Consider the following 24,931-nt stretch of genomic DNA (forward strand, 5'->3'; position numbering starts at 1 on the left):
TGCGAGCAAGAGCGAACGGGCCGACGGATGCTGTGCAGCATCCGTCGGCCCGTTCTCGCCATGGTCGACGCGGGTCAGTGGCCGCAGGTGCACTCCGCGCCCATGCCGCAGCCGCCATCCGCGATCGCGCCCGCGGCCCGGGGACCCGAGGCGCCCGCAGCCCGATGACCGACCCCGTGCGCCTGGCTGGACTCGGGGACATCCATCGCGGGGTTCACGTCGAGGAAGCCGTACGGCTTGAACCAGAAGCCGGCGTAGTCGACCGGCATGATGGGCCAGTCCTCGGGACGCGGGATGTGGGTGAGGCCGAACGTGTGCCACAGCACGAGGTCCTCGCCGTCGATCGAGCGGTCGTCGGCCGTGTACGCCGGAAGTCCCGCACCGCCCCGGTGGGCGTTCGGGTAGCGGCCGGCGGGCCAGCGCTCGTCGTGGTCGTATGCGGTGCCCCACAGGTGCTTCGTCGCGAATGCGGCGCGCGCCGCCACCGACGAGGCAGGGTCCGCCATGAGCAGCGCGGTCGGCTGGGGGAGCAGGTGGTACGCCGTGGGCTTGCCGAGGTAGTTCGTCTTCGAGGCGCTGCGCACCTCCCACACCCGTGCGACCGACGCGTCGGCGACGCGCTGGGCCTCGGCCTCGGTGGGCAGCGGGGTCTCGGTCCACGTGAACGCGTTGCCGAACGGATTGGCCTCGCCCATCGGGATGCGGGCGGCGTCGATCTCGACGAGCCGGTTGTCCTCGCCGTCGATCGCGACGTCGAGCCGCGCCGAGAACAGGTGCTGGTGCACCGGCGCGAACACGCCGGGCGCGATCTCGGGGGCATGCGGGTTCGTCGATCCCGGCACACCGCCGCCCACGAACACGATGCCGGTCGCCTTCGCCTCGAGCTGGATCGAGCCGTCGAGGTAGAAGTACCAGTAGAAGCCGTAGTCGTAGTTGCCGATCGTCGAGAAGTACGACACGACCAGGCGCCGCGACCGGCGCACGTGTGAGCCGACGGGACCCTGTTCGGTGTGCTTCCAGAGGATGCCGTAGTCCTCCTCGTGCATGCACACCACGTTCGGGATCCGCACGGCATGTCCGTGGTCGTCGGCGACGTGGCCGTCGAAGTACCGGATGACGCCGAGGCAGTCGCAGCCGAGCTCCAGGTGGTTGGCGTTCTTGCCGAGCAGGTACTCACCGGCGTCGAAGTAGCTGATCCAGAAGCGCGTGTTCGACGTGTCGCCGTAGGGCACGACCATCTCGGGCACGCTCGCGCGCGTCAGCACCGGACGGTCGTCGAACCGCACGTCGTGCAGCACGAGTCCCTCGCGGGCGTTGAAGTCGACGCGCATCGACCAGTTCTCCCACTCCACGCGGGACCCGGTCACGGCGAAGCTCGGGCCCTCGGGCTGAGTGATCTCGATCGGCTTGAGGCTGGTGCGGGCAGGACCCACGGCATCCGGGGTGTACTTCCCGCTTCCCGAGGGGACGGGCACGTCCCCTTCGTCCTCGATGCCGATGACCGCGTTCGACACGAGGTCGACGTGGACGATGAGGCCCTCGACCGGGTGCGCCCAGGGGATGTCGTCCTCACTGTCGCGCAGGAATGTGAGCGAGCGGATGACGCGGCGCCCGACCTCGTTCTCACGCCCCACGAACCCGGGCGCCAGCGGCGAGCAGAACGCGAGGTCGATGCGGTCCGCGAGGCCGCGGCGCGTCATCGCGGTCCGCCACTCGGGCGAGGCCTTCACGATCTCCGCCGCGCGGTCGTACTCCTCGAACAGGTACTGCGGCTGGCCGTACGGTGCCCGCGACGGGTCGAGCTCGCGTTTCGCGACCACCGCCTCGCGCGAGATGGACACGATCGCCTCGACGAGCGCGCCTGTCGCAGCATCCATCAGCGTCACGTCCACGCGACGGTCGAAGGGCTCGCCGGGCGACCAGGCGGCGAGCTCGTCCTTGGTCGGCTCGTCGGGCAGCAGCATCGGCACCCGCACCGTGTCGCCGAGGAGCCCCGCCGCCACGAGGATCCCGCGGGCCGCCTCGATCTCGTCCGCGGTGAGCGGATCGAGCGGATGCCGCGGCTCGGCCCTCCTCACGGCAGTCACCGGAATGAGGTCCGGGTTGTCGTGGGGCTGAGTGGGCGCGTCGTGCGTGTGCGCAGGCATGGGGCCTCCTTGATATCCGCTCCCACTCTCGTCCGCGGACGCGCCTCGCGTCATGATCCGGCGCGCTTTACATCTGCCTGTGAGCGCTCAGTCGCACCACGCCGGCCGGGCGCGTGCCGGCGTGGTGCGTTCAAGAGAGCGATGCGATCTCGTCGAGCCGCTGAATCGCGTCGGGAGGAAGCGAGATCTCTGCTACGGCGAGGTTCTCACGCAGATGTGCCGTCGACCCGGTGCCGGGGATCAGCAGGACGTTGTGGGACACGTTCAGCAGCCACGCGAGAGCGGCCTGCATCGGCGTCACCCCGACGTCGGCCGCCACAGCCTCCAGCGCACGGTGCTGCGCCGAAGTGAAGTTGCTCAATGGATAGAACGGCACGAACGCGATGCCGGCGTCAGCCAAGTCAGCGATGAGCGCCTCATCTTCACGATGGACCAGGCTGAACCTGTTCTGTACGCTCGCGATCTCGGTGATCTCGCGAGCCTCGGCAATCTGCGCCCTCGTGACGTTGCTCACTCCGATGTGGCGTACCAGCCCCTCCTCCCGCAGATCCGCGAGCGCGCGCACTTGATCGGCGATCGTCCCCTCCGCAGGCGCGTTCTCGTCGCGCATCGCTCGGAAGTTGACGAGGTGCAGCGACTCGAGTCCCAGCCTCTGCAAATTACCCTGGACCGCCTGACGCAACTCGTCGGGCGAGTCAGCCGCGATCCACTCGGCTGCCGGCCCGCGGCGGACGCCGACTTTGGTGACGATGACGAGGTCATCCGGATAGGGATGAAGCGCTTCGCGGAGGATCTCGTTGGTGACGAACGGACCGTAGTAGTCGCTGGTGTCGATATGGTCGACACCGCTGGCGACAGCCTCACGAAGCACCGCAACCGCCTGTGCGCGGTCACGCGGGGACCCGAACACCCCTGGTCCAGCGAGCTGCATCGTGCCGTAGCCGATGCGTTTGATGGTGCGGTCGCCAAGTCGGTAGGTACCCGCCCGCGAGATATCCGTCACTTCACTCTCCCCTGGTAGAACCTCAGCTGAGGAGGACGCGATCATCAAGGACTGCCTTTATCTTCGCGAACTCGTTGAGGAGATCCGAGACCGTCATGCGACTCTTCTGCTCCCCGCTGACCTCGAGCGCGATGCGCCCGTCGTGCATCATGATGAGCCGGTTGCCGAGGGCGATGGCCTGCTCCATGTTGTGGGTGACCATCAGCGTGGTCAGGTTGCCTTCCTCGGCGATCTGCTTGGTGAGGGACGTCACGAGCGACGCACGCTGCGGATCGAGAGCCGCCGTATGCTCGTCGAGCAGCAGGATGTCGGGCTGGGTGAAGCTCGCCATGAGGAGGCTGAGAGCTTGTCTCTGTCCGCCGGACAGCAGACCGACTTTGGCCTTCAGTCGCTTCTCCAGCCCGAGTTCGAGTATCTCGAGTTCCTCACGGAACTGGGCGCGCCGGCGGCGGGTCAGCGCCATCCCCAGCCCACGATGCTGCCCACGCTTCAACGCCAGGGCCATATTCTCTTCCACGGTGAGGTCTGGAGCCGTACCCGCCATGGGATCCTGGAACACGCGCCCGATGTAGACGGCTCGGGCGTAGTCGGTCAGCTTGCCTACCGACCGGTCGTGGATGGTGATCGTGCCCGAGTCTGCGCGGAGCTTGCCCGCGATGAGGTTGAGCAGCGTCGATTTTCCGGCGCCGTTGCTCCCGATGACGGTGACGAAGTCGCCGCGCTCCAGGTGGAGTGAAAGTCCTCGGAGCGCCTTGCGTTCGTTGACCGTGTTTGCGAAGAAGGTCTTCGAGATGTTGTCGATGTCGAGCATGTTCTTTCCTTAGCGTGCTTCCGCCTCGGCCGGCTGCTCGATACGAGCAGCCGCCCGCCGCATGTCTCTGAGCGACGTGACGCGTTTGAGCACTCCCCACCGAGGCAGGAGGAGCGCCAGCACCACGAGCACTGCGGTGACGAGCTTCATGTCGTTGGGGTTCAGTCCGATGACGAGGGCTAGGAAGATGACCAGCCGGTACACGATTGCACCCACCAGGACCGCGAGGGTCGCGACGAAGATTCCACCGCGGTTCCCGAAGGCGGCTTGGCCGACGATGACCGAGGCCAGACCCACGAGGATCAGGCCGATGCCCATGCTGATGTCGGCGAATCCCTGATACTGCGCGATCAGCGCGCCGCAGAGTGCAACCAGCCCATTCGAGATCGCGAGCGTCAGGACGACGCGTGACCCGGTGTTCACACCAAAGCTGCGGATCATCTGCTCGTTGTTCCCGGTTGCCTGGATCGACAGTCCCAGGTCGGTGTTGAGGAACCAGTCGATCAAGAACTTGACGGCGAGCGCCAGCGCGGCGAAGACGACGATCGCGACAGGCGTGCCCAGGAGCCCGTTCTCACGCAGAGGCGTGATCAGCGTGTCCTCCCTCAAGAGTGGGAGATTCGCGCTGCCCATGATGCGCAGATTAATGGACCACAGCGCGATCATCGTCAGAATTCCGGCGAGGAGCCCGTCGATCTTGCCCTTCGTATAGAGGAGGCCCGTCACGGCTCCCGCGACGGCACCGGCTCCTACGCCGGCGAGGGTGGCGAGCGGTGCCGGAACGCCGTTGACGATCAGAGACGCTGCGACTGCCGCGCCGGTGGTGAAACTGCCGTCGACGGTGAGGTCCGGGAAGTTGAGTACACGGAAGGTGAGATAGACGCCCAGCGCCATTACTCCGTAGAGAAGGCCTAGCTCGATTGCTGCGTTCACGTGGTTGTTCGCTTCGCGGAGTTATTCGACGATGTTGTCGGCGCGGTCGAGAATCGCATCGGGAACCTCAATGCCCATGCGCTTCGCGGCCTCAGGGTTGACGTAGAGTTCGAGCTTGTCGAGGGTCTGCACCGGCATGTCAGCCGGCTCCGCTTCCCCATCCAGGATCTTCAGCGCCATCTCACCGGTCTGGTAGCCCAGGTCGTAGTAGTTGATGCCGTACGTCGCGATCGCCCCGCGCGTCACGTGGTTGCCCTCAGCACCGAATACCGGAATCTTGTTCGCCTCGCCGAACTGGATCACCGACTCGAATCCCTCGATGACTCGGTTGTCGGTGGGCAGGTAGATGGCGTCTACCCCCTTCAGCGAATCCGCCGCCTGCGCCACCTCGCTCGAGTTGGTGACCGTGGCCTCCTTCACCGTGACGCCCAGATCTGCGGCTGCCTCCTTGGCGAGATCCACCTGCACCTTCGAATTGACCTCACCTGAGCTGTAGATGATCCCGATCGTCTTGGCGTCGGGGACGAACTCGAGAATCAGCTCGAGCTGCTCGGCCACAGGGTTGAGGTCGCTGGTACCCGTGGCGTTGCCCCCCGGCGCATCCCAGCTGTCGACGAGTCCGGCTTCCACAGGCTCGGTGACGGCGGTGAAGAGGATGGGGATATCTGTGATGGCCTGCACCGCCGCCTGCGCAGTCGGCGTTGCGATGGCAAGCACAAGATCCTTGCCATCCTGGGCAAACTTACTGGCGATCGTCGTCGCGGTGGCCTGCTCTCCTTGAGCGTTCTGTTCGTCGAAGACGACCGTTTCGCCGTCGACGTAGCCTGCGTCCGTGATGGCGTCCTTGAAGCCCTCGCGAGCGAAGTCCAGTGCCTCGTGCTGGACGATCTGGCTGATGCCGATCTGCAGAACATCGTCTGGCGCTTCGGACGAAGCCGCGGGCGATGAACCGCAGCCGGCGACGGATGCTGCGATCGCAGCGGTCGCGAGGGTGAGTGCGGAGTAGCGGAACATGCGCTTCATTGGGTGCTCCTTGCGGGTTGGGTTGGGGTTCGGTTCAGTGCTTGACAGTTGGTGCATGTTGAGCTGCCGCGGCAATCAGGGCATCGTTGGCAGCGGGCTCCCCGATTGACACTCGGATGCCGTCACCTGGGAAGGCGCGCACAGCAAGTCCGCGCGCGGCGAAAGACTGTGCGACCGAATCCGTGGCGTCTCCGGTCTCGAGCCAGACGAAGTTGGCCTGCGACTCGGCGACCCTCCAGCCGTCGCCTAGGAGATGCGCCATCACCCGCCCGCGCTCCTCGACGATGACGTCGACGCGTTGATCGAGTTCCTCGGCTGCATTCAGGGAGGCGATCGCGGCGCGCTGGGCGAGGGTCGTCACGGCGAACGGTACCGCGGCCTTGCGGAGGTTCTGCGCGATCTCCGGTGGGGCGACGGCGTAGCCGATCCGCAGCCCCGCCAGCCCGTAAGCCTTGGAGAATGTGTGCAGAACGACCACGTTGGAACGCCCACGGAACACGGCGAGTCCGTCCACCGAATGCGGATCGCGATCGAAATGCACGTAGGCCTCGTCGATGACGACCAGGACGGACGGCGGCACCTGATCGAGGAACGACTCGACCTCCGTTGTCGTGACGGTCGTCCCCGTGGGATTGTTCGGGTTGCAGATGAAGATCACGCGCGTGCGTTCCGTGATCGCGGCAACCATGGCGGGGAGGTCGTGGCGGGCGTCGTCGTCGAGTGGGACCATGACGGGAATCGCACCGGCGATCCGCGCGAGGATCGGGTATGCCTCGAACGAACGCCATGCGAACAACACCTCATCGCCTGGGGCGGTGACGGCGTGGATGATCTGAGCAGCGACTTCCACCGATCCGGCCCCGAAGGCGAGCGAATCGGGGGCGACCTCTAGGTGGCGGGACAGCACCTCGGTCAGTTCGTGTGCTGCGATATCCGGGTAGCGGTGGATTCCCGCATCCGAAGCCGCCTCCACGACGGCCTCCAGCACTGAAGGCAAGGGCGGAAACGGATTCTCATTGGACGACAGCTTGTAGCCCACGATCCCCGGAGCGGTGGGTGCGGGTCGACCGGGACGGTAGGCCGCGACCAGCTCCAACCCGGGTCGGTGAGGAATCATCAACGTCGCCTCCTTGCGATTGCGGCGATCGTGTGACCGCCGGAGGGACGCTACCCAACTGTCGCTCACCAGACAATCAGTTCGTTCTTTACATAGCGGGATGTACACATAGGATGGGCAACTCGCTATTCATCTATACAATCTGTCTACACATCTCGCTGAGAGGTTCACGCCATGGACACGTTGGACGTCGCCCTCGTCAAACTGCTCACCGACAAACCAGGCACGCCGATCGTGGAGTGCGCTCGTCAGCTGCGGGTCGCCCGCGCAACGGTCCAGAACCGCCTCGACAAGTTGCACAGCAGCGGGGTCGTTCGCGCGATCGCACCACAGATCAACCCCGCCGCGATGGGGTACACCTTGACCGCGTTCTGCATGCTGCTGGTCGAGCAGCAGGAAGGCCCGGTCCGGATCGCCGAAGCGCTGGGCGCGATTCCCGAATTGGTGCAGCTGCACACCATGACCGGCGACAGCGACATGTTCGCGCAGATCGCGGCGCGTTCCACCGGCGACCTGCAGCGCGTCCTCGACAGAATCGCGCTGACGCCCGGTGTCAAGCATGTCTCTACGTTCATGGCGCTGCAGACCTTCCTGACCGATCGCTACATCCCCCTGCTCGAGCAGGCCGGCGCTTCCAGTCCCTGATCCCGCGCTGCGCTGTGAACCCGTTGAGGCGGGTCGCGGCGATTTGGGGTTATGCTGACGCTGTCCGGTGGTTGACAACGCCGGTGCTCGGAAAAGGAGCACGTCGCGCAGGGCGCGAGACATATACGGACCTCCGACCGTTCTGTCTCGTCAAGGAAGACTCATGCCAACTGTCTCTGTCCACCTCGCGCACGCCCTCTCGGCCCACACCTCCAGCGTGTTCGGAGTCATGGGTAACGGGAATGCCCGCTTCGTCGATGCCGTCGACCGCCACAATGCCTTGCGCTTCGTCCCCGTTCGCCATGAGACGGGTGCAGTCGTCGCCGCGGACGCCCACTACCGATCGTCGGGGAGGATTGCAGTCGCGACCACCACATACGGCGCCGGGTTCACCAACGCGATCACTCCGCTCGCTGAGGCCGCGCAGGCACGTATCCCACTGATCCTCGTAGTCGGAGACCAGCCGTCAACCGGCGCCCGCCCGTGGGACGTCGGCCAGCACGAGATCGCTGAGGCTGTGGGGGTGCGGACCTTCACCGTGGGCAGGAACGACATAACCGCTGTCGCGAAGCTCGCGGTCGAGCACGCGATGGCCGAACGCAGGCCTGCCGTGATCGCGATTCCGTATGACATTGCAGCGGCAGAGGCAGGCGATCTCGTCCCTGCCACTGCGCTCCACTCCATCGAGCCGGCACAGATCCGCGACCCGGCAGTTGCAGCTTCGCTCGCCGAAACGGCCGCACGACTGGCTCAGGCTGAGCGTCCGTTTCTGCTTGCCGGGCGAGGAGCCTGGCTGGCGGATGCGCAAGAGGCGTTGAACGGACTCGCCGAAGAACTCGGCGCTCTGACAGCCACATCGGCGCTCGGCCTGGGCTTCTTTCACGATCCATCCGGAGACCTCGGTGTCGCCGGCGGCTTCGGCGCAGCAGATGCCATGGAGCTGGCCGCAACCGCTGACGTGGTCGTAGTCTTCGGCGCCTCACTGAATCAATTCACGGCCCGCTTCGGCGCTCTCTTCGGACCGGATGCGCACGTCATCCAGGTAGACCTCTCTCCGACCGCCACCAACCGTCGCGTCGATGAACACATCTGCGCCGACGCCCGAGCCGCCGCCGAAACGATCTGGGAGGCCGTGCGACTCGACCGCGTCCGAGGAATCCGGTGGCGTGAGACCGTCGATGCTTCGGCCGTACGCGAGCTGCATCCGGGCGACGAGCGTGCCCCAGATGGCCGCCTTGATCCGCGGCGAGTCGCCGCGCGAATCGGCGAGCTCCTGCCTCGTGAGCGGGTCATCGTGCAAGACGGCGGCCATTTCATCAGCTGGGCTATCTCGTACTGGGGCGCTCCCTCCCCCGCGGGCATGCTGACCATCGGTACCGCGTACCAGTCAATCGGTCTCGGGTTCCCCTCCGTCGCCGGCGCTGCGGCAGCAAACCCGGACAAGCTCATCGTGCTGTCGACGGGCGACGGCGGAGGCCTGATGGCACTGTCTGATCTGGAGACTGCGATCCGCACGTCGGCGGGACGCGGCCTCGCCGTCGTGTGGAATGACGCGGCCTACGGTGCCGAAGTGACCCGGTACGCTGCGCAGGGCCTCGCCATGGGCCCGATGCTGATCCCCGAGGTGAACTTCGCGGGCGTTGCCGCCGCGATGGGCGCGGAAGGCCTGGTGGTCGACGATATCCAGGATCTCGACCGTCTGGAGGCCTGGCTCGGCACCCCGGAGGAGGAGCGCCCCTACCTCCTGTTGGACTGCCGTATCTCCCCCGATGTGATTGCGCCGTATCAGGTTGAAGTGGTGCGGGAGACGTCATGACTCTCGCCGAACTGGCGACGACGCTCGAGGGTCGGGTGCTGACCGATCCTGCCTTGGTAGCTCCATTCATGCGCGACTCGTCGCGCGCCGAGCCCGACGGCGTCCCGATCGCTGTCGTCGAGCCCGCCTCCACCGATGATGTGCGGCTGACGTTGAAATGGGCATCCGAGCGACGGATCCGCGTCTCGGTGCGCGGTGCCGGCACGGGGGTGGTCGGAGGCGCCGTCGCCTACGAGGGAGGGCTTGTGCTCTCGCTGGCCCGAATGAAACGCATCCTCCGAATCGATCCGGTGAACCTGCTCGCGGATGTGGAGCCGGGCGTCGTTACTGCCGACCTGGACGCTGCGGCCCGCCAGCACGGCCTGTTCTTTCCCCCGGATCCGGCGAGCGTCGGAACCTGCACCGTCGGCGGCAACGTCGCGACGAACGCAGGGGGCCTCCGATGCATATCGCACGGAGTGACGAGCGACTACGTTGCCGGCTTGGAAGTCGTTCTCGGCGACGGTCGCCTGCTCCACACCGGAGCGCGTACCCGCAAGAATGTCGCCGGCTACGACCTCACGCACCTCTTCGTTGGTTCGGAGGGCACGCTCGGTGTCATCACGCAGGCGACAGTGCGGCTTAAACCTTTGCCCGTCGGGCCCACGGTCAATTTCCGAGCCACCTTCGAATCCCTCGAGGCAGCGGGCAATGCCGTCAACGAGATCGTTGCAGGGCCGGCCCGCCCGGAGGTTCTCGAGTTGCTGGATGCACTGAGTGTGGAGATCATCGAGTCCTTCCACCCGACAGGCTTGCCGGTGGCACCGGCGCTGTTGGTCGGGCAGACCATCGGACGTGAAGCCCACGCGGATGCCGAGGCGATTGTCGCAACTTGCACCCGCCACGGCGCATCAAATGCTGCAGTCACCGAAGACGACAGCGTGCTGGAGGCACGCAGACTCGCCAATCCCGCCCTCTCGGCGCGAGGTCTCCGCGTCGCGAGCGATGTCGGCGTGCCAGTTTCAGCTCTGAGCAACATGTTCAAGGGAATCGCGGCAATCGCGGCTCGATCGGGCCGCAGAATCGCGACAGTCGCTCACGCCGGCGACGGGAACCTGCATGCCACAGTCGAAACCGGTGACGGCCCGGAGGAGACCGTGGCAGGCGAGCTCGTGCTCCACGAGATCGCGGCGCTGGCGATTTCATTGGACGGCACCTTAACCGGTGAACATGGCATCGGGTCTACCAAGCGCCATGAGCTTCCGCTCCAACTGGATGCCACGTCTCGTGAACTCCAGCGGCAGATTCGGCGGGTTATGGATCCTGCAGGGATCCTCAGTCCCGACCGAGGAATCTGGTAACACGCCCCCTGGCTCCGCAGCGCCCAACACGCCGATCGCGGAGCGGTCCCCAAGCAGATCGCGACGGCTCGGGACCGGGCCTCACTCGGTCCCGAGCCGTCGCATCAGCACGGCGCGGGGACTCAGGTAGTCGCCTCTACGCTCTCGGTACTCGCGGCGCCGTCACCGATGCGCGCGTACACCTCGGGACGTCGCCGCAGTGCCAGCCCCCATACGACACCGACTACGCCAGCGAACACAACCATCCCGGGCAGGATGAAGGTGGCTGCGTTGGTCTCCGTCTGGCCGAGCAGGACATCGAAGTTGGCCATGATGAGGACAAGCACTCCGGCAAGAGCGAGCGCGGCGACAACGGGGGCAATCACCGTCGACCAAGCACCAAGGCCTCTACGATCCCTGCGGAAGAAGCCGATGACCGCCACGCTGGTGAGCACCATCAGCAGTACGAGGCCAAAGGCGCCCGTGGTGGTGAGCCAGGTGAACAGCGTGAGGACCGGGTACAGGAACTCGACCGGAGCATAAGCAGCCGCGAGCCCGAAGACGTCCCCGGCGATAACGAACGCAGCAACGACAATGATCGCGAGGCCCGTCTGAACGAGCGATCCCATGTACGGGGCATGAACGTTCTTTCGCGTCGCAGCCAAGCGCGCGGGCAGCAACCCCTCACGACCGAGCGAGAAGAGGTAGCGCGCCACAGCGTTGTGGAAGGACTGGAGCGCTGCGAACAGACTGGTGAGGAAGAGCACCTGGCAGATGTCGCTGAGGACAGTCCCGCCGTACTGGGTCATGAATTGGAAGAACAGGTCGGGACCGAACTCGCGCGACTTCGGAATGATCTCGGACGGCCCCACCCCGACGGTGAAGGCCCACGCGCTGAAGGCGTAGAAGAGACCGACGATCGTCACGGCCGTATACGTAGCTCGAGCGACGGTGTGCTTGGGGTTCTTGGCTTCTTCGCCGTAGATGGCGGCGAGCTCGAAACCCATGAAGGAAGCAATGCCGAAGGCCAGCGCGGCACCGACCCCGGGGACGAAGAAGTTGCTCGGCTGCAGGGCTGCCGTTGAGACTCCCTCTGGAGCCACGATGAAGCACAGCACGTCGAACACGATGACAGCTACGAACTCCAGCGCGACGAGGGTGCCGAGCACCTTCGCCGACAGGTCGACCCGGTTCACGCCGAGGAACGCAACGACAGCGATGCAGACGGCCACCCATAACCACCACGGGGTCGCGACACCTGTCTTCGCCTCGAGGAACGCTGACGCCTGGAACCCGAACAGCCCGTAGATGCCGATCTGCATCATGTTGTAGGAGACGAGCGCGACGCCGGCGGCACCGACACCGGTGGCTTTGCCGATCCCCTTCGCGACGTACGAGTAGAACGCCCCGGCGTTCGTGACGAACCTGCTCATGGCGGCGTAGCCGACAGCGAACACGATCAGTGCCGCAGCCAGAATTACGAAACCTACCGGGAGCGCGAGCACTCCCGAGACAGCGAACGTCGTTGAGACCCCTCCTGCCATGACGGTCAGTGGCGCTGACGCGGCGATGATGAGCAGAGTGACGGACGGGACCCCGAGCGATCGCTTGCCGCCGAGCTCGACGGATTCGACCCTGGTTGGAACCTGACTGGACATATGCTTCGTGCCCTTCTTTGGGACTACGCGGGTTTACCCTTACCTTCGCTCGCGATGACCCGAGCACGCATGTCGCACAGCGTGTAGAACTAGTGATTCCGCGCACTCCCTCGCGGTGTGCAGCCGCAGTCGGCCCAGGAGAGTCAGGCGGCCGACAACGCCCCGCGAAAGTCGCGTGGTGAGGCCCCGAAGGTCTGTTTGAAGAGACGGCTGAAGTGGGACGACTCGACGAAACCGCACCGGATCGCCACATCGGCGATGCTCATGTGCGCGTTCGCTGGATCTCGGAGCGTGACGCGCGCTCGATCGAGTCGCCGCGACCTGATCCAGGCGCCGATCGTGACACCCTCATCCAGGAATAGGGAATGCAAGTACCGCACCGAGATGAAATTGGCGGCAGCAACCTGGCGCGGCGAAAGGGTCGGATCGTCCAGGTGGGCTTCGACATATCGGTACACGTTGCGCAAGACGGTGCGGCGCGAGGTGAGGTCCACCTGACGAACGTCGAGTTGCTCCATGAGCAGGGTGCTGACCATATCCACCGCGTGATGCGCGAAGCGCCGGCCAACGTCGGTGTCCAGGAGCGCGAGATCGTCCGCCAGCGCGCCCAGGAAATGAGCAGCGACGGCTCCTACACCCGTCTGCGTGCCCATCGATACCGCTGTCAGCTCGGAAACGGCGTCATGTGGAAGACAGATCGAGCTGTGTGGCACTAGCACGATGAAAGAGTCGAGGGCGTTCTCCAACGCAATGGTGTACGGCTGATTCGCATCGTAAATGACGATATCCCCGGGGCTCAGGACCGTTTCATTGCGTCCTTGCACGAGTAGCCCATGGCCGTCACGGATGAAGCTGACCTTGTAGTGCGCATCCGGGGCATCGCGCACCATGCGCTCATCGCGCGTCACGGTGTGGTTGTCGGCCCTGATAGTAGCGAAACCGACATCATCGACCGAAGCGGATGCGATTGTCCCGGTGAAGTGCGCAGGGTTACGTGTGTCCAGCCGGAACGTTGCGAAGTGGCTCGTGACCGCGCGCGCAAACTGCGGGAAGTCTGAGGCTTCAACTAACTCGAACATTGCCTACATCGTCTTTGCGCTTGCGATGCGGGCTGCCGACGCGACAACATCTGCCGCGACCCGATCGATGTTCGCGACGTTCTCCTGAGCGAAAACGATGGTGACGCTCTCATGTGCGGTCTGCCCGTCTCGGCGGATGGGTGCCGCGATCCCCAGTGCTCCTGACATGACCCTCCCGCGTGTGATGGCGTAGCCGACCGAGCGCCCTTCGAGGACCTCCGCTGCGTCGTCGGGTCGCGGAGGCTCGCTGATTCGCAATGCTACGCCCGATGCTCCCGCCATCGACAGGCGCATGCCCTCACGATGTCGGATGGCGATGTGGGCCGGGCCGGGTTCTACGGAAGCGACACAGACCACCTCGTTTCCCTCACGGACGCCGATGAAGCTGGTGGCGTGGTGCGCGCGGGTGAGGAACGTCAGTTCTGGGGTGGCCGCTTCGCGCAGGTCACGAACCACCTTGCGGGACAGGCCCAAGAGCCCGAGACCAAGCGCGAACTTGCCGTCCGGTGCTTCTGGGTCCAGTAAACCGTGAGCACCGAGGGTTCGCAGCAGGCGATAGACGATGGGACGGCTGGTATCGAGGCGGATCGCTAGTTGATTCGCAGTCAGGGGCGCATCGGATTCAGCGAGCAACTCAAGGATCTGCAGCCCCCTGCTCAGGGTCTGTGCTGTGGATCGATCCGTGCCCACTCTCAACTCCCTTGTGGTGGTGCGGGGTGGAGACAGCTTCGCCGCCCCCACCCCGAGTGACTAGCGAACCGCGTCCGCGAGCGGGCGCGAGAAGACGGTCGCACCGACGGCCTGCTCGGCCTCGTTGTCAGCGCTGAGATCGATCCCGGATCGGTCGCGCAATAGGAGCGTCGCCGCCAGCGCAATCACGGTGACGACCCCCATGTACACGGCCACCGGCCAGAGGCTGCCGAACTGCTGCACGAGCGCCGCCGAAATGAGCGGCGCGAACGCACCCCCGAGGATGGCACCGAAGGCATAGGCGAGCGAGACACCGGTGTAGCGGACCGAGGCCGGGAACATCTCCGAGTACCAGGCGGCCTGGGGCCCGTAGGTGAGTCCGTTGACGAGGTACCAGGCTGCGACAGCCACGGCCAGCAGTGCGAACGAACCGCTTCCGACCATGAGGAAGAACGGGACGGTGATCGCCAACTGCGCGACGAATCCGATGATCGTCGTCGCTCGGCGGCCGATCTTGTCCGCCAGGTACCCACCGAGAAGCGTCGCCAGGAAGTACACGACGCCCGACAGGGTGACAGCTGTGAGCACAGCGCCGCGGTCGAAACCGATGGGTCCATCCGGGTTGGTGACGTAGTTGGTGACGAATCCGCCGGTGGTGAGGTATCCGGCCGCGTTGTTGCCGACAAACAGCAGCGCGGCCAGGATGACCAGCCCCGTGTGGCGACGGAAGAGCTCCTTGATCGGGGCCTTTGCGCGCTCGCGCTTCTCGACCATTTCGGTGAAGACCGGGGACTCGGATACACGCTGGCGCACCCAGTAGCCGACGACGATCAGGACGACGCTGAAGATGAAGGGGATGCGCCAACCCCACTGCACGAAGGCATCACCAGGCGCAATGACGGTCGAGCAGAGCGTCATGAAGCCGGCGGCGAGGATCAGACCGGTGGGAACACCCAACTGCGGGAAGGCGCCCATCAGACCGCGCTTCTCTCGGGACGCGTGCTCCACAGCCATCAGGGCAGCCCCGCCCCATTCACCACCCGCGGAGATTCCCTGGATGATGCGCAGCAGACAGAGCAGCACGGGTGCTGCAATACCGATGGCGGCGTACGTGGGAAGGAACCCGATGAGGGTGGTCGCCGTTCCCATACCCAGGAGCGTGATGACGAGCATCGTCTTACGTCCGAGTCGATCACCGAAGTGTCCGGCCAGGAACGCACCGAGCGGTCGGAACAGGAAGCTGACGCCAATCGTCGCGAACGACAGAAGTGTGGCGATCTGCGCGCCTGCCGGCTCGAAGAAGAGGGGGCCGAAGACCAGACTCGCGGCCGTTGCGTAGATGAAGAAGTCGTACCACTCGATCGTCGATCCGATGAGGGTGGCAAAGGCGACGCGCTTGCTGGAACCCGCTTGGGCGTTGTGGGACATGAGTCCGTCACTCCTTTGTGAATTATCGGACTCCATGTCCGATATAGCGATGGGAGGGACGGTAGCACGCACCTCGAGCGATCCACAACCCAAAACGTCCGATTATCGTACGGGTTGTACGTTATTCAGATTTCGGTTAGTGTGATCGCACTTCGACGGAGAGGAGCCATGGTGGCTACAGACGACGGTGTCATCGCGCACACCCTGATCGACCACGAGTACGTACCGTCTCCGCTGGTCAACGTTCACAACCCGGCCGCATTCGACACGGTGGTGGGACAGGTCGCACGATCTACGGCGGCTGAGGCCGACCGGGCGGTTCGCAGCGCACATGCCGCGGCGCCGGGATGGGCAGCGCTCAGCGTGAAGGAACGCGCTGCGCTCGTGACATCGGCAGTTCCTGAGTGGACGTCGTCGCTCGGAGAGCGGTCGACGACGCTGACCCGTGAGCAGGGGAAGGTGCTCTGGGAGGCTGTCGCTGATAGCCGGGGGCCTCAGCTCGTTTCGGAGTACTTCGCCACGACTGCCCCCGCGGTGCTGCGGTCCACCCGCGTGGACGACGCGCGTGGCATCACGGTCACCCGTCATCTCCCCTTCGGCGTCACCGCTGTGATCGTGCCGTGGAATTACCCGGTCTACTTGGCGTTCCAGCACATCGCGCCTGCGCTCATCTCCGGCAATACCGTCGTGGTCAAGCCGCCCGAGTTCGCCCCGCTGAGTCTCGGCATGGTGTTGGAGACCCTCAGCCGCGTTCTGCCCGCGGGCGTGCTCAATGTCGTTCCCGGTTCGGGAGCCGAGATCGGCCCGGTGCTCACGACGCATCCACTCGTCCGCAAGATCCTCTTCACGGGAAGCACGCCGGTCGGCAAGTCGATCCTTCGTGCCGCCGCAGAGTCTGTGAAGAGCGTCGGACTCGAACTAGGTGGGAACGACCCGGCAATCGTCCTGCCCGGCACCGCTCTGTCAGACGAGAAGATGAGAGAGATCGTCCGCGGCGTGTTCACCTGCACCGGGCAGGTGTGCTTCGACATCAAGCGCGTGTACGTGCAGGCATCAGATATGGCGGAATTCGCGGACCGCTTCCGCAGTGCAGTGGATGAGATCCGTGTCGGCGACGGGCTCAATCCTGAATCAACGATGGGGCCGATCAACAACGCGCGCGAGTTCGACCGACTGCAGGGCCTCCTTCGTGACGTTCAAGCCACCGGCGCCCGGGTCGACGCACTCGGGTCTGCCGTGGATGCCTCGACCTGGCTGGACGGCTACTTCATGCGTCCCACCGTCGTTACCGGCATCGACCGGGACCATGACCTTGTGCAACAGGAGCAGTTCGGACCTATCATCCCCGTCCTTCCATACGACGACGTCGCGGAGGTCATCCGAGAAGTGAACCGCTCGGAGTTCGGCCTGTGCGCCTCGGTCTGGGGCGACGACATCGACGCCGCCCTGCAAGTCGGCGAGGGAATCGCAGCCGGCACTGTGTTCGTCAACGTGCATCGCATGGGCGTCTCCGACATGACCATGCCTTTCGGCGGCGTGAAGCAGTCAGGCCTGGGACGCACTCACGCGGATGACATCCTTCTCGAATGCACCGAACCGCAGGTGCTTGCTGTTCGCAACGACCTCACCCGCCTTCCGGGACCCGAGCTGGCCGCCCTTGCGACGGGGGTGACCGCATGAGCGCCCGCTACCTGGTCACCGGCGGCGCATCGGGTATCGGGGCCGCAGTGACCCAGCGGTTGCTGTGGGAAGGGCATGAAGTCACCGTGCTCGACCGCAATCAGCCCTCGGCAGACGTCGAGTTCGTTCCCGTCGATCTCGCCAGCCCGGCATCCATCGACAAGGCCGCGGCCGCGGTCGTGGGCACCTTCGATGGACTCGCGAACGTCGCGGGAGTCTCCGGTCTTGGGGGGGCGGATCAGACACTGCGCGTCAACTTCCTCGGACTCCGCGCGTTCACTCTCGCGGTGAGCGACCGTCTGCGAGACGGATCCGGCATCGTGAACGTCGCCTCGCGCGCGGGGCATCAGTGGCCGCTTCGCCTTGCGCCCCACCTCGAACTCGCGGACACCCCGAGTTACGACGCGGGTGTGGAATGGCTGAGCCAGCACCCTGTCTCGGACAATCACGCTTACCCATACTCGAAGGAGGTGCTTCGTGTGTGGACACAGCTCTACGCGGCCGCTGTTGCATCTCGCGGCTTGAGGGTCAACGTGGTCAACCCGGGCCCGGTCGACACACCGATCCTCGATGAGTTCACGCACCTGCTCGGCGAAGTGCGGATGAACGACGGAATCATCCGTGCCGGACGATCGGGCACACCCGAGGACATAGCGCCGGTGATCACCTGGCTTCTCTCCTCTGAGGCTCATTGGGTCAATGGCGCCGATATCGCCGTCGATGGCGGGCTTGCCGCCAGCTACATCCGCACACCGATCGATCAGCAGCCGGGGATCTCCACCGCGCTCACGTCGGCGTCCAGCAAGTAAGGAAGACCGTGAACGACAACATCGAGACCGACGTCATCATCATCGGGAGCGGGCCCGTCGGGATGGCCGCTGCCATCCTCCTCGATCAGTACGGCGTGCGAACGACCGTGATCGAGCAGCGCAGCTTCCTACAGCCCCCGAGCGTGAAGAGCAATCATGTGTCTTCACGCACCATGGAACGATTCCGTGGCCTGGGGATCGCTCAGCAAGTGCGTGAGGCCGGCCTCCCGGGAGATTACCCCAACGACATCTCCTTCCGGCTGACGCTCGCGGGTGAGGAGATCGGGCGCATACCGATTCCGTGCCGACAAGACCGCTACACCTCGCACAATGGGCCGGACACCAAGTGGGCGACTCCGGAGCCGCCGCACCGGATCAACCAGACGTTCCTCGAGCCGGTCCTGCTGCGCACGGTCGCTGAGCTGGAGAATGTCAGACTTCTCAACGAGACCGAATACCTGAGGTACGAGCAGTCGGCAGACGGGATCACCGCGTACATCGCCAGGGGCGGCGAGACGGCGAGCATCACTGCTCGCTTCCTCATCGGCGCCGACGGCGGGTCTTCACGAGTTCGCAAGCAGATCGGCGCGAAGCTCGTCGGCGACCCTGTGATCCAGGACGTGATGTCGACGTGCATCCGCGCGAAAGGGCTCTACGACCGGATGCCGGGAGACCGTGCGTGGGCGTACTACACGTTCAACAACACCCGTAACGGACACGTGTACGCCATTGATGGCGAGGAGGTCTTCCTCGTTCACAACCACCTCAGCGCCGAAGAAGCCGCGTCCGGATCGGTCGATCGCGACGCATCCATCCGCGCCATTCTGGGTGTGGACGACGCCTTTGAGTTCGAGGTCCTCAGCAATGAGGATTGGACAGCCCGCCGGCTCGTCGCAGAGCGATTCCGTGACGGCCGAGCATTCATCGCCGGGGACGCGGCGCACCTGTGGGTGCCGTACGCCGGCTACGGAATGAACGCGGGCATCGCTGACGGCCTGAACCTCGCGTGGCTGCTGGCTGCCCAGGTTGCTGGGTGGGCAGCGCCCGAGATGCTGGATGCCTACGAAGCAGAGCGTCTTCCCATCACTGCGCAAGTCTCACGGTTCGCCATGGGACATGCGGGCAAGATCCGAGCAGCCCGTCAGGCACTGTCTCCGCTCATTGAGGACCGCAGCCCTGCTGGCGACGCCGCTCGCCGCGAGACCGCACGGGAAGCGATCGAGCTGAACTCTCAGCAGTTCGCGGCCGAGGGGCTGAACTACGGCTACGTGTATGACCAGTCACCGATCATCGCCTACGACGGCTCCTCTGCGCCCGCATACACCATGGGTGGGTTCACGCCCTCGACGGTGCCGGGATGCCGGCTGCCGCACTTCTGGCTGGACGAGCAGACTTCCGCATACGACGCGCTGGCTCCGTTCTACACCCTCTTCCGGTTCGACTCGCGGACGCCGGTCGACGGGCTGCTGAGCACCGCCGCGGAGTTCGCCCTACCGCTCGAGATCGTCAACGTGTCGCCCAGCGTTTCGGCGCCTGGCATCGACCACGGCCTCATCATCGTCCGACCCGATCAGCACATCGTCTGGCGTGGTTATCAGGAGCCGCAGGATGCACGCGCACTGATGAAGGTCCTCAAGGGTGCTCGCGGCGATCATGAGCGCGGGGGCGCCATTGGGGGGACGGCCGTCACCCTCGAGCCCGACCTCATCGGCGTCGAGTAACGCCGCGTCCTCCCCGGGCACGTATCCGGGGAGGACGTTCCCGCGGCCTCCCTCTATGGGAGCCGTGTCGCGAGGAAGATATACGATTTCAGATACGAAGATGGGAAAACTCAGTCATGCCGATCGAAACACTCGACGCCCGCTTCGCGGCTCTGCCGCAACGGCCAGGCAAGATCATCGCCGTGCATCTGAGCTATGGCTCGCGCGCCAACCAGCGCGGGCGCCACCCCGCGGCGCCGTCGTACTTCTTCAAGCCGTCGAGCTCGCTCGCGCCGTCGCGCGGCCGCATCGAGCGACCGCTCGGCACCGAGCTGCTCACGTTCGAGGGCGAGATCGCGCTGGTCGTCGGCACCGACGCCCGCCGCGTATCGGTGGACGAAGCGTGGAGCCACATCGGCTGGGTGACCGCGGCCAACGACTTCGGCCTGTACGACCTGCGCGCGAACGACAAGGGCTCGAACGTGCGCTCCAAGGGCGGCGACGGCTACACACCGATCGGCTCGGCGCTGATCGACGCGAGGGAAGTTGACCCCGGCGCGCTGCGCGTGCGGTCGTGGGTCAACGGCAAGCTCGTGCAGGAGGGATCGGCCGACGACCTGATCTTCAGCTTCGCGCAGATCATCGCCGATCTGTCGCAGCACTTCACCCTCGAGACCGGCGATGTCATCCTCACCGGCACTCCCGCGGGGTCGTCGGTGGTAGAACCCGGCGATGTCGTCGAGGTCGAGGTGGATGCGCCGACCGCCGCCACGCCGGCCTCCAGCGGATTGCTCATTACTTCGGTCGTCGCGGGGAGGCGCGCCTTCGATGCCGAGCTCGGATCACTGCCGGCGGTCGACGACCTCCAGCGCACCGAGGCGTGGGGCTCGCGCGAGGCCGCCGGACTCCCCGCCGTCGAGTCCGAGGTCCCGGCCCTCTCCCTCGAGCTGCGCGCGAAGCTGGAGGCGGTGCCGGTGGCGGGGCTCTCGGCGCAGCTGCGCAAGCGCGGGCTGAACAACGTGCACGTCGATGGCGTGCGGCCGCTGCATCCCGAGGCGAAGCTCGTCGGCACGGCGCGCACCCTCCGCTTCGTGCCGGGGCGCGAGGACCTGTTCGCGTCCCACGGCGGCGGGTACAACGCACAGAAGCGCGTGTTCGACGCCGTCGGCGACGGCGAAGTAGTCGTGATCGAGGCGCGCGGCGAGACCGGCTCGGGCACGCTCGGCGACATCCTCGCGATCCGCGCGCACGCCCGCGGCGCCGCCGGCATCGTCACCGACGGCGGAGTTCGGGATGCCGGGGCCGTCGCCGCAGTCGGCATCCCGGTCTATTCCTCCGGCGCGCACCCCGCAGTGCTCGGGCACAAGCACGTGCCCTGGGATGCCGACGTGACGATCGCCTGCGGCGGCACCACCGTCCAGCCCGGCGACATCATCGTCGGCGACGCGGACGGAGTCGTCGTGATCCCGCCGGGGATCGCCGCGGAGATCGTCGACGCCACCCTCGCCCAGGAGGACGAGGACGCCTGGATCGCCGACCGCGTCACTGAGGGGCATCCGGTCGACGGACTCTTCCCGATGAACGCCGAATGGCGCGCGAAGTACGACGCCCGAGGCTGACGTGACCCTGATCGGCGCCGAGACGGCGAGCAAATCGGAGCGCGCGTACGACTGGCTGCGTTCGCGCATCGTCCGCCAGCAGTACGGGCCGGGATACCGGCTCGTGTTGGCGACGATCGCTGCCGAACTCGACATGAGCGTCGTCCCGGTGCGTGAGGCGATCCGGCGGCTGGAGGCAGAGGGCCTCGTCATCTTCGAGCGACACGTCGGCGCGCGCGTTGCGGTGGTCGATCAGGACGAGTATCTGCACACCATGCAAACCCTAAGTCTGGTGGAAGGTGCAGCGACCGCGCTTTCGGCACCGCTACTTACCGACGATGATCTGCGACGGGCTGCCGTCATCAATGAACAGATGAGGGAACTGCTCGACCGCTTTGATCCCAGAGAATTCACCCGCCTGAACCGCGAGTTCCACGCGGCGTTGTTCGGAGCCTGTCCGAACACCCACGTCGTGGACCTCGTCCACCGAGGTTGGGCGCGACTGGCAGGGCTTCGTGAGTCGATCTTCGTGTTCGTTCCGGAGCGGGCACATGAGTCCGTCGACGAGCACGCTGAGCTCATCGACCTGATCCGCCTGGGCACCGACCCGCTCGAGATAGAGCTGACGGCCCGATCACATCGATGGCGGACAGCAGAAGCCTTCACCGACCTCGGCCATCCGGACCACCAGCACTGACCATCCACAGGAGGACATCGAAATGACTGACACGACAACTGTTCTCGCGACCCGGCATGTGCCCGAGGGCCTGCCGAGCCGCATCCAGCACTACATCGACGGCGAGTTCGTCGACTCGCAGGACGGCGACACGTTCGACGTGCTCGACCCGGTGACGAACGAGACCTACGTGCAGGCCGCGGCCGGCAAGAAGGCCGACATCGACCGGGCCGTCGCCGCCGCGCGGCGCGCGTTCACCGAGGGGCCGTGGCCGCGGATGCTGCCGCGCGAGCGCTCGCGCGTGCTGCACCGCATCGCCGACATCGTCGAGTCCCGCGACGCGCGGCTCGCGGAGCTGGAGTCGTTCGACTCGGGGCTGCCGATCACGCAGGCGCTCGGCCAGGCGCGGCGGGCGGCCGAGAACTTCCGATTCTTCGCGGACCTGATCGTGGCGCAGGCCGACGACGCCTACAAGGTGCCGGGCCGGCAGATGAACTACGTCAACCGCAAGCCGATCGGCGTCGCGGGGCTCATCACCCCCTGGAACACGCCGTTCATGCTCGAGTCGTGGAAGCTCGGCCCCGCGCTCGCCACCGGCAACACGGTGGTGCTCAAGCCCGCCGAGTTCACGCCGCTGTCGGCGTCGCTGTGGGCGGGCATCTTCGAGGAGGCAGGCCTGCCGAAGGGCGTGTTCAACCTCGTCAACGGACTCGGCGAGGATGCCGGCGACGCGCTGGTGAAGCATCCCGATGTTCCGCTCATCTCGTTCACCGGCGAGAGCCGCACCGGGCAGCTCATCTTCGGAAACGCCGCGCCGTTCCTCAAGGGCCTGTCGATGGAGCTCGGCGGCAAGTCCCCCGCGGTCGTGTTCGCCGACGCCGACCTCGACGCCGCGATCGACGCCACGATCTTCGGTGTCTTCTCGCTCAACGGCGAGCGCTGCACGGCCGGTTCGCGCATCCTCGTGGAGCGCCCGATCTACGACGAGTTCGTCGCGCGCTACGCGGCGCAGGCCGACCGCGTCGTCGTCGGCTACCCGCACGACCCGAAGACCGAGGTGGGCGCGCTCGTGCATCCCGAGCACTACGACAAGGTCGTCTCCTACATCGAGATCGGCAAGTCCGAGGCGCGCCTGGTCGCCGGCGGCGGCCGCCCCGACGCGTTCGAGACCGGAAACTTCGTGCGCCCCACCGTGTTCGCCGACGTCGCGCCGGACGCCCGGATCTTCCAGGAGGAGATCTTCGGCCCGGTCGTCGCCATCACGCCGTTCGACACCGACGAGGAGGCCCTCGAGCTCGCCAACGGCGTGCGCTACGGCCTCGCCGCGTACGTGTGGACCAACGACCTCAAGCGCGCCCACAACTTCTCGCAGGCCATCGAGGCCGGCATGGTCTGGCTCAACTCGAACAACGTACGTGACCTCCGCACCCCGTTCGGCGGCGTCAAGGCCTCGGGTCTCGGCCACGAGGGCGGCTACCGCTCCATCGACTTCTACACCGACCAGCAGGCCGTGCACATCACGCTCGGCCCCGCCCACAACCCCACCTTCGGAAAGGCGGATGCCGCCGGCCACTGAGGGCCGCAGCATCCATCTCCGATATCCCACGTAAGGACGCGACATGACCCACCGTGACCAGATGACCCGCACCTCCTCCGGCTTCTACGTGAGCCAGGAGGCGCCGATCCTCTCCGACAACCCGATCCCCACCCCCTCCGTGCCGGCGCCGGACATCCTGCGCTGCGCATACATGGAGCTCGTCGTCACCGACCTGCTCGCGTCGCGCGAGTTCTACGTCGACGTGCTCGGCCTGTACGTGACCGAGGAGGACGAGAACACGATCTACCTCCGGTCCACGGAGGAGTTCATCCACCACAACCTCGTGCTGCGCCAGGGGCCGGTCGCCGCGGTCGCCGCGTTCTCGTACCGCGTCCGGTCGGCGGAGGATCTCGACAAGGCCGTCGCCTTCTACGAGGAGCTCGGCTGCCGCATCGAACGCCGCCCCGACGGCTTCACCAAGGGCATCGGCGACTCGGTGCGCGTCACCGACCCGCTCGGCTTCCCGTACGAGTTCTTCTACGCCACCGAGCACGTCGAGCGCCTCTCGTGGCGGTACGACCTGCACACCCCCGGCGAGCTGGTGCGCCTGGACCACTTCAACCAGGTCACCCCCGACGTCCCGCGTGCCGTCAACTTCATGCAGTCACTGGGCTTCCGCGTCACCGAGGACATCCAGGACGAGGAGGGCACCGTCTACGCCGCGTGGATGCGCCGCAAGCCCACCGTGCACGACACCGCGATGACCGGCGGCGACGGGCCCCGCATGCACCACGTCGCGTTCGCCACCCACGAGAAGCACAACATCCTCGCGATCTGCGACAAGCTCGGGGCGCTCCGCCGCTCCGACGCGATAGAGCGCGGACCCGGCCGCCACGGCGTCTCGAACGCGTTCTACCTCTACCTTCGCGACCCCGACGGGCACCGCGTCGAGATCTACACGCAGGACTACTACACCGGCGACCCCGACAACCCCGTCGTCACGTGGGACGTCCACGACAACCAGCGCCGCGACTGGTGGGGCAACCCCGTCGTGCCGTCCTGGTACACCGAGGCCTCGCTCGTGCTCGACCTCGACGGCAACCCGCAGCCCGTCGTCGCCCGCACCGACGACTCCGAGATGGCCGTCACCATCGGCGCCGACGGCTTCTCGTACACGCGTCCCGACGAGGACTCGATGCCCGAGTACAAGCAGGGCGAGTACAAGCTCGGCCATCAGCTGTAGCGAGCATCGGTTCCTCGCT

20 protein-coding genes are annotated in these 24,931 nt (G+C 65.9%); 10 read left to right on the forward strand and 10 right to left on the reverse strand.

The window, feature by feature from the left end; translation table 11 throughout:
* Positions 1-74 precede the first annotated feature (74 nt).
* From ACVN90_RS16835 to hisC, 6 genes are all read right to left on the reverse strand, one after another.
* Positions 75-2,147, reverse strand: a complete 2,073-nt coding sequence (locus tag ACVN90_RS16835) for a primary-amine oxidase (RefSeq protein WP_475099349.1) — start codon at positions 2,145-2,147, stop codon at positions 75-77.
* Positions 2,148-2,277: 130 nt separating this feature from the next.
* Positions 2,278-3,150, reverse strand: coding sequence for an oxidoreductase (locus tag ACVN90_RS16840; RefSeq protein ID WP_475099350.1), 873 nt, complete (start codon positions 3,148-3,150; stop codon positions 2,278-2,280).
* Positions 3,151-3,172: 22 nt separating this feature from the next.
* Positions 3,173-3,961: an ABC transporter ATP-binding protein gene (locus ACVN90_RS16845; RefSeq protein WP_475099351.1), complete on the reverse strand. Its 789-nt coding sequence runs from the start codon at positions 3,959-3,961 to the stop codon at positions 3,173-3,175.
* A gap of 9 nt (positions 3,962-3,970) precedes the next feature.
* Positions 3,971-4,894, reverse strand: a complete 924-nt coding sequence (locus ACVN90_RS16850; RefSeq protein WP_475099352.1) for an ABC transporter permease — start codon at positions 4,892-4,894, stop codon at positions 3,971-3,973.
* 21 nt (positions 4,895-4,915) lie between these two features.
* A complete protein-coding gene (locus ACVN90_RS16855; RefSeq protein ID WP_475099353.1) occupies positions 4,916-5,917 on the reverse strand; it encodes an ABC transporter substrate-binding protein in 1,002 nt (333 codons plus the stop codon).
* 34 nt (positions 5,918-5,951) lie between these two features.
* Complete coding sequence (gene hisC, locus ACVN90_RS16860; RefSeq protein WP_475102146.1) at positions 5,952-7,034, reverse strand: histidinol-phosphate transaminase; 1,083 nt, start codon at positions 7,032-7,034, stop codon at positions 5,952-5,954.
* A gap of 174 nt (positions 7,035-7,208) precedes the next feature.
* Here hisC and ACVN90_RS16865 point away from each other — a divergent pair, with 174 nt between their 5' ends.
* From ACVN90_RS16865 to ACVN90_RS16875, 3 genes are all read left to right on the forward strand, one after another.
* Entirely contained in the window at positions 7,209-7,679 is a 471-nt protein-coding gene (locus ACVN90_RS16865; protein ID WP_475099354.1) for an Lrp/AsnC family transcriptional regulator, read from the forward strand.
* Positions 7,680-7,842: 163 nt separating this feature from the next.
* A complete protein-coding gene (locus tag ACVN90_RS16870) occupies positions 7,843-9,495 on the forward strand; it encodes a thiamine pyrophosphate-binding protein (protein WP_475099355.1) in 1,653 nt (550 codons plus the stop codon).
* The gene (locus ACVN90_RS16875; RefSeq protein ID WP_475099356.1) at positions 9,492-10,835 is read left to right on the forward strand and encodes an FAD-binding oxidoreductase; all 1,344 of its coding nucleotides are present in this window, start codon (positions 9,492-9,494) and stop codon (positions 10,833-10,835) included. Before ACVN90_RS16870 ends, ACVN90_RS16875 begins: the two co-directional genes overlap by 4 nt.
* Before the next feature lie 122 nt (positions 10,836-10,957).
* Here the strand turns inward: ACVN90_RS16875 and ACVN90_RS16880 are convergent, their stop codons facing one another.
* From ACVN90_RS16880 to ACVN90_RS16895, 4 genes are all read right to left on the reverse strand, one after another.
* The gene (locus tag ACVN90_RS16880) at positions 10,958-12,472 is read right to left on the reverse strand and encodes an APC family permease (RefSeq protein WP_475099357.1); all 1,515 of its coding nucleotides are present in this window, start codon (positions 12,470-12,472) and stop codon (positions 10,958-10,960) included.
* Positions 12,473-12,615: 143 nt separating this feature from the next.
* On the reverse strand, positions 12,616-13,551 hold the full coding sequence (locus ACVN90_RS16885) for an AraC-like ligand-binding domain-containing protein (protein ID WP_475099358.1): 936 nt from the start codon (positions 13,549-13,551) through the stop codon (positions 12,616-12,618).
* A 3-nt stretch (positions 13,552-13,554) separates the two neighbouring features.
* Entirely contained in the window at positions 13,555-14,241 is a 687-nt protein-coding gene (locus tag ACVN90_RS16890) for an IclR family transcriptional regulator (RefSeq protein WP_475099359.1), read from the reverse strand.
* Positions 14,242-14,301: 60 nt separating this feature from the next.
* The gene (locus tag ACVN90_RS16895) at positions 14,302-15,705 is read right to left on the reverse strand and encodes an MFS transporter (RefSeq protein ID WP_475099360.1); all 1,404 of its coding nucleotides are present in this window, start codon (positions 15,703-15,705) and stop codon (positions 14,302-14,304) included.
* 135 nt (positions 15,706-15,840) lie between these two features.
* Here ACVN90_RS16895 and ACVN90_RS16900 point away from each other — a divergent pair, with 135 nt between their 5' ends.
* The 7 genes from ACVN90_RS16900 to hpaD all read left to right on the forward strand — a co-directional run bounded on the left by ACVN90_RS16900 (position 15,841) and on the right by hpaD (position 24,912).
* Complete coding sequence (locus tag ACVN90_RS16900) at positions 15,841-17,349, forward strand: aldehyde dehydrogenase family protein (RefSeq protein ID WP_475099361.1); 1,509 nt, start codon at positions 15,841-15,843, stop codon at positions 17,347-17,349.
* A complete protein-coding gene (locus ACVN90_RS16905; protein WP_475099362.1) occupies positions 17,346-18,158 on the forward strand; it encodes a coniferyl-alcohol dehydrogenase in 813 nt (270 codons plus the stop codon). Before ACVN90_RS16900 ends, ACVN90_RS16905 begins: the two co-directional genes overlap by 4 nt.
* Before the next feature lie 8 nt (positions 18,159-18,166).
* Positions 18,167-19,879, forward strand: a complete 1,713-nt coding sequence (locus ACVN90_RS16910; protein ID WP_475099363.1) for an FAD-dependent monooxygenase — start codon at positions 18,167-18,169, stop codon at positions 19,877-19,879.
* A gap of 116 nt (positions 19,880-19,995) precedes the next feature.
* Entirely contained in the window at positions 19,996-21,477 is a 1,482-nt protein-coding gene (locus ACVN90_RS16915; RefSeq protein ID WP_475099364.1) for a fumarylacetoacetate hydrolase family protein, read from the forward strand.
* A gap of 10 nt (positions 21,478-21,487) precedes the next feature.
* Complete coding sequence (locus ACVN90_RS16920) at positions 21,488-22,153, forward strand: GntR family transcriptional regulator (RefSeq protein ID WP_475102147.1); 666 nt, start codon at positions 21,488-21,490, stop codon at positions 22,151-22,153.
* A gap of 22 nt (positions 22,154-22,175) precedes the next feature.
* Positions 22,176-23,708 (forward strand): 5-carboxymethyl-2-hydroxymuconate semialdehyde dehydrogenase, encoded by a 1,533-nt coding sequence (hpaE, locus tag ACVN90_RS16925; protein WP_475099365.1) that lies wholly within the window; start codon positions 22,176-22,178, stop codon positions 23,706-23,708.
* Between the two features lie 43 nt (positions 23,709-23,751).
* On the forward strand, positions 23,752-24,912 hold the full coding sequence (gene hpaD / locus ACVN90_RS16930; protein WP_475099366.1) for a 3,4-dihydroxyphenylacetate 2,3-dioxygenase: 1,161 nt from the start codon (positions 23,752-23,754) through the stop codon (positions 24,910-24,912).
* Positions 24,913-24,931: the final 19 nt, after the last annotated feature.

The sequence above is a fragment of the Microbacterium sp. F01 genome (assembly GCF_056156365.1).